We start from the raw sequence: 5578 nt of genomic DNA, 5'->3' as shown, positions 1-5578 counted from the left end.
AGGTTGTCTTTCGGAAAGCTTTGGCGAGTACGGGGGGCGTCTGGTCCTTGAGAACTCAATAGTGTGCACTTGATTGTCAAATGCCAATTTATTATCCCGTCCATCTGCGCCCTTTGGGGTGTGGGTGAATGGCGATTCCTTTTGGACAAATTGAACGTCAGTAATGATGTTTGTTTTTGTCAGGTCAAACTCGCAGGCCCCGGCTTATTCCGCTGGTGGTTCTGCTTTGTTTCTTTACGGAGAGTTTGATCCTGGCTCAGGACGAACGCTGGCGGCGTGCTTAACACATGCAAGTCGAACGATGAAGCCCAGCTTGCTGGGTGGAAGAGTGGCGAACGGGTGAGTAACACGTGAGTAACCTGCCCCGAACTCTGGGATAAGCGCTGGAAACGGCGTCTAATACTGGATATGTCCCATCACCGCATGGTGTGTGGGTGGAAAGATTTATCGGTTCGGGATGGACTCGCGGCCTATCAGCTTGTTGGTGAGGTAATGGCTCACCAAGGCGACGACGGGTAGCCGGCCTGAGAGGGTGACCGGCCACACTGGGACTGAGACACGGCCCAGACTCCTACGGGAGGCAGCAGTGGGGAATATTGCACAATGGGCGCAAGCCTGATGCAGCAACGCCGCGTGAGGGATGACGGCCTTCGGGTTGTAAACCTCTTTTAGTAGGGAAGAAGCGAAAGTGACGGTACCTGCAGAAAAAGCACCGGCTAACTACGTGCCAGCAGCCGCGGTAATACGTAGGGTGCAAGCGTTGTCCGGAATTATTGGGCGTAAAGAGCTCGTAGGCGGCTTGTCGCGTCTGCTGTGAAAACCCGAGGCTCAACCTCGGGCCTGCAGTGGGTACGGGCAAGCTAGAGTGCGGTAGGGGAGATTGGAATTCCTGGTGTAGCGGTGGAATGCGCAGATATCAGGAGGAACACCGATGGCGAAGGCAGATCTCTGGGCCGTAACTGACGCTGAGGAGCGAAAGCATGGGGAGCGAACAGGATTAGATACCCTGGTAGTCCATGCCGTAAACGTTGGGAACTAGATGTAGGGACTGTTCCACGGTTTCTGTGTCGTAGCTAACGCATTAAGTTCCCCGCCTGGGGAGTACGGCCGCAAGGCTAAAACTCAAAGGAATTGACGGGGGCCCGCACAAGCGGCGGAGCATGCGGATTAATTCGATGCAACGCGAAGAACCTTACCAAGGCTTGACATATACGAGAACGGGCCAGAAATGGTCAACTCTTTGGACACTCGTATACAGGTGGTGCATGGTTGTCGTCAGCTCGTGTCGTGAGATGTTCGGTTAAGTCCGGCAACGAGCGCAACCCTCGTCCTATGTTGCCAGCACGTTATGGTGGGAACTCATGGGATACTGCCGTGGTCAACACGGAGGAAGGTGGGGATGACGTCAAATCATCATGCCCCTTATGTCTTGGGCTTCACGCATGCTACAATGGCCGATACAAAGGGCTGCGATACCGCGAGGTGGAGCGAATCCCAAAAAGTCGGTCTCAGTTCGGATTGGGGTCTGCAACTCGACCCCATGAAGTCGGAGTCGCTAGTAATCGCAGATCAGCAACGCTGCGGTGAATACGTTCCCGGGCCTTGTACACACCGCCCGTCAAGTCATGAAAGTCGGTAACACCCGAAGCCGGTGGCCTAACCCTTGTGGAGGGAGCCGTCGAAGGTGGGACTGGTGATTAGGACTAAGTCGTAACAAGGTAGCCGTACCGGAAGGTGCGGCTGGATCACCTCCTTTCTAAGGAGCACTCGGAGCCCTACGGGGTTCCGCAGAATGGCCAGATCATCACCGAACGTGTGGTGCTGGCTGCTCATGGGTGGAACATTCGACAAGACAAGTCTTGATTTTCGTCGCCTGTTTTAGTACGCAGCGTCTTCCTCGTGGAGGCGCTGTTGGAACGGATGGGTGGGGGAGGCCAAGGCTTACAGGTGCATACTATTGGGTCCTGGAGGACCAGCCGGCTGCGCCCTTTTTTGGGGTGTGGGTGACTGGGTCTCTGACCCTCGTCCGTAAGACGTGTTGCTTGCGGGGGTGGGATCGACCGTACGTTGAGAACTACACAGTGGACGCGAGCATCTTCGAACCAGTACTTGTACTGGTTCTTGAGCTGGACATCGCCTTCGGGCGGTGTCTGCTCACTGGTCAAAAATTTGCTCACGCTGGCCCGTTGGGTTGGTGTGGGCGTTTCTGATACTTATGTGATTTCAAGTTTCGAAGAGCAAACGGTGGATGCCTTGGCATCTGGAGCCGAAGAAGGACGTCGTAATCTGCGATAAGCCTCGGGGAGTTGATAAACGAGCTATGATCCGAGGATTTCCGAATGGGGAAACCCCGCCAGGGCGCGTGCGTGCCTGGTGACTCCCGCCTGAATATATAGGGCGGGTAGAGGGAACGTGGGGAAGTGAAACATCTCAGTACCCACAGGAAGAGAAAACAACATGTGATTCCGGGAGTAGTGGCGAGCGAAACCGGAAGAGGCTAAACCTAGCGTGTGTGATACCTGGCAGGGGTTGCACGTTGGGGGTTGTGGGACATGCCGTGAGACGCTGCTGAGTCTCGAGCGTGAGAGTGAAGCTATAGGAGAACGCCTTGGAAGGGGCGGCCGGAGAGGGTGAGAGCCCCGTATCTGAAATGGTTTTACCGCGTGGTGTGTATCCCAAGTAGCACGGGGCCCGAGAAATCCCGTGTGAATCTGTCAGGACCACCTGATAAGCCTAAATACTCCCAGATGACCGATAGCGGACTAGTACCGTGAGGGAAAGGTGAAAAGTACCCCGGGAGGGGAGTGAAATAGTACCTGAAACCGTTTGCTTACAATCCGTTGGAGCACCCTTGTAGGTGTGACAGCGTGCCTTTTGAAGAATGAGCCTGCGAGTTAGCGATATGTGGCGAGGTTAACCCGTGTGGGGTAGCCGTAGCGAAAGCGAGTCTGAATAGGGCGGTTCAGTCGCATGTCCTAGACCCGAAGCGAAGTGATCTATCCATGGCCAGGTTGAAGCGACGGTAAGACGTCGTGGAGGACCGAACCCACTTAGGTTGAAAACTGAGGGGATGAGCTGTGGATAGGGGTGAAAGGCCAATCAAACTTCGTGATAGCTGGTTCTCTCCGAAATGCATTTAGGTGCAGCGTTGCGTGTTTCTTGCCGGAGGTAGAGCTACTGGATGGCCGATGGGCCCTACAAGGTTACTGACGTCAGCTAAACTCCGAATGCCGGTAAGTGAGAGCGCAGCAGTGAGACTGTGGGGGATAAGCTTCATAGTCGAGAGGGAAACAACCCAGATCACCAACTAAGGTCCCAAAGCGCGTGCTAAGTGGAAAAGGATGTGGAGTTGCTGTGACAACCAGGAGGTTGGCTTAGAAGCAGCCACCCTTGAAAGAGTGCGTAATAGCTCACTGGTCAAGTGATTCCGCGCCGACAATGTAACGGGGCTCAAGCACGCCACCGAAGTTGTGGCATTCGTACTGAGGCAAGCCTTCGTGGTTCAGCCGTATGGATGGGTAGGAGAGCGTCGTGTGGCGAGTGAAGCGGCGGAGTGATCCAGTCGTGGATGCCACACGAGTGAGAATGCAGGCATGAGTAGCGAAAGACGGGTGAGAAACCCGTCCTCCGGAAGACCAAGGGTTCCAGGGTCAAGCTAATCTGCCCTGGGTAAGTCGGGACCTAAGGCGAGGCCGACAGGCGTAGTCGATGGACAACGGGTTGATATTCCCGTACCGGCGAAGAACCGTCAAACGCTGATCCAGGAGTGCTAAGCAGGTGAAGCATCCTTTGAGCCTTCGGGTTCTGTGGGTGTGGAGGTTGCGAACCCGATCTGGTGAGGTGAGCGTATTAACAGGTGTGACGCAGGAAGGTAGCTGGTCCCGGGCGATGGTTGTCCCGGGCTAAGCATGTAGCCCGTCTCTGAGTAATATTTAGAGGCTTTGGGTGAGATGTGATGGGGACCCGTATGGGGAAGTCAGTGATCCTATGCTGCCGAGAAAAGCATCGACGCGAGGTTTTAGCCGCCCGTACCCCAAACCGACTCAGGTGGTCAGGTAGAGAATACTAAGGAGATCGAGAGAATCGTGGTGAAGGAACTCGGCAAAATGCCCCCGTAACTTCGGGAGAAGGGGGGCCATCCGCTTATACCAACTTGCTTGGGAAAGGGTGTGGTGGCCGCAGAGACCAGTGGGAAGCGACTGTTTACTAAAAACACAGGTCCGTGCTAACACGCAAGTGGACGTATACGGACTGACGCCTGCCCGGTGCTGGAAGGTTAAGAGGAGAGGTTAGACTTCGGTCGAAGCTTTGAATTTAAGCCCCAGTAAACGGCGGTGGTAACTATAACCATCCTAAGGTAGCGAAATTCCTTGTCGGGTAAGTTCCGACCTGCACGAATGGCGTAACGACTTCCCAGCTGTCTCCACCATGAACTCGGCGAAATTGCATTACGAGTAAAGATGCTCGTTACGCGCAGCAGGACGGAAAGACCCCGTGACCTTTACTACAGCTTGGTATTGGTATTCGGTGTGACTTGTGTAGGATAGGTGGGAGACTGTGAAGCGGGCACGCCAGTGTTCGTGGAGTCATTGTTGAAATACCACTCTGGTCATTCTGGATATCTAACTACGGACCCTGATCGGGTCTTGGGACAGTGCCTGGTGGGTAGTTTAACTGGGGCGGTTGCCTCCCAAAAAGTAACGGAGGCGCCCAAAGGTTCCCTCAACCTGGTTGGCAATCAGGTGGCGAGTGTAAGTGCACAAGGGAGCTTGACTGTGAGACTGACAGGTCGAGCAGGGACGAAAGTCGGGACTAGTGATCCGGCAGTGGCTTGTGGAAGCGCTGTCGCTCAACGGATAAAAGGTACCTCGGGGATAACAGGCTGATCTTGCCCAAGAGTCCATATCGACGGCATGGTTTGGCACCTCGATGTCGGCTCGTCGCATCCTGGGGCTGGAGTTGGTCCCAAGGGTTGGGCTGTTCGCCCATTAAAGCGGTACGCGAGCTGGGTTTAGAACGTCGTGAGACAGTTCGGTCCCTATCCGCTGCGCGCGTTGGAAATTTGAGAGGATCTGACCCTAGTACGAGAGGACCGGGTTGGACGAACCTCTGGTGTGCCAGTTGTTCTGCCAAGGGCATGGCTGGTTGGCTACGTTCGGGATGGATAACCGCTGAAAGCATCTAAGCGGGAAGCCGGCCTCGAGATGAGATTTCCGTACACCTTGTGTGTGTGAGGCTCCCAGTAGACGACTGGGTTGATAGGCCAGATGTGGAAGTGGGGTAACTCATGGAGCTGACTGGTACTAATAAGCCGATGACTTGATTTACACTTTCAGAATTTCCTGTTGTGATTGTTCGCGTCCACTTTGTGGTTCTTGACGTACGGCCAAGAACCCGCCGCTCGCTCCTTCTTGTGGGGTGTGGGTGGTGATGGTTTTGGTATGTCAATAGAGTTACGGCGGTTATAGCGTCAGGGAAACGCCCGGTTACATTCCGAACCCGGAAGCTAAGGCTGACTGCGCCGATGGTACTGCACTCGGGAGGGTGTGGGAGAGTAGGACACCGCCGGACCCCTTTT

The 5578-nt window shown here is 54.9% G+C and carries 3 rRNA genes; all 3 read left to right on the top strand.

Annotated elements, in window-relative coordinates:
- Nucleotides 1–233: 233 nt before the first annotated feature.
- Nucleotides 234–1756: ribosomal RNA gene (locus BMH31_RS03290) — 16S ribosomal RNA — on the top strand.
- A 465-nt stretch (nucleotides 1757–2221) separates the two neighbouring features.
- Nucleotides 2222–5327: ribosomal RNA gene (locus BMH31_RS03285) — 23S ribosomal RNA — on the top strand.
- A gap of 127 nt (nucleotides 5328–5454) precedes the next feature.
- Nucleotides 5455–5571: ribosomal RNA gene (rrf, locus tag BMH31_RS03280) — 5S ribosomal RNA — on the top strand.
- Together the 16S, 23S and 5S rRNA genes form the textbook arrangement of a ribosomal RNA operon.
- Nucleotides 5572–5578 lie beyond the last annotated feature (7 nt).

The sequence above is a fragment of the Leucobacter sp. OLIS6 genome (genome assembly GCF_002752355.1).
Lineage (GTDB): Bacteria > Actinomycetota > Actinomycetes > Actinomycetales > Microbacteriaceae > Leucobacter.
The sequence above is the reverse complement of the archived record's forward strand: the minus strand, read 5'-3'. Positions and strand labels throughout refer to the sequence as shown.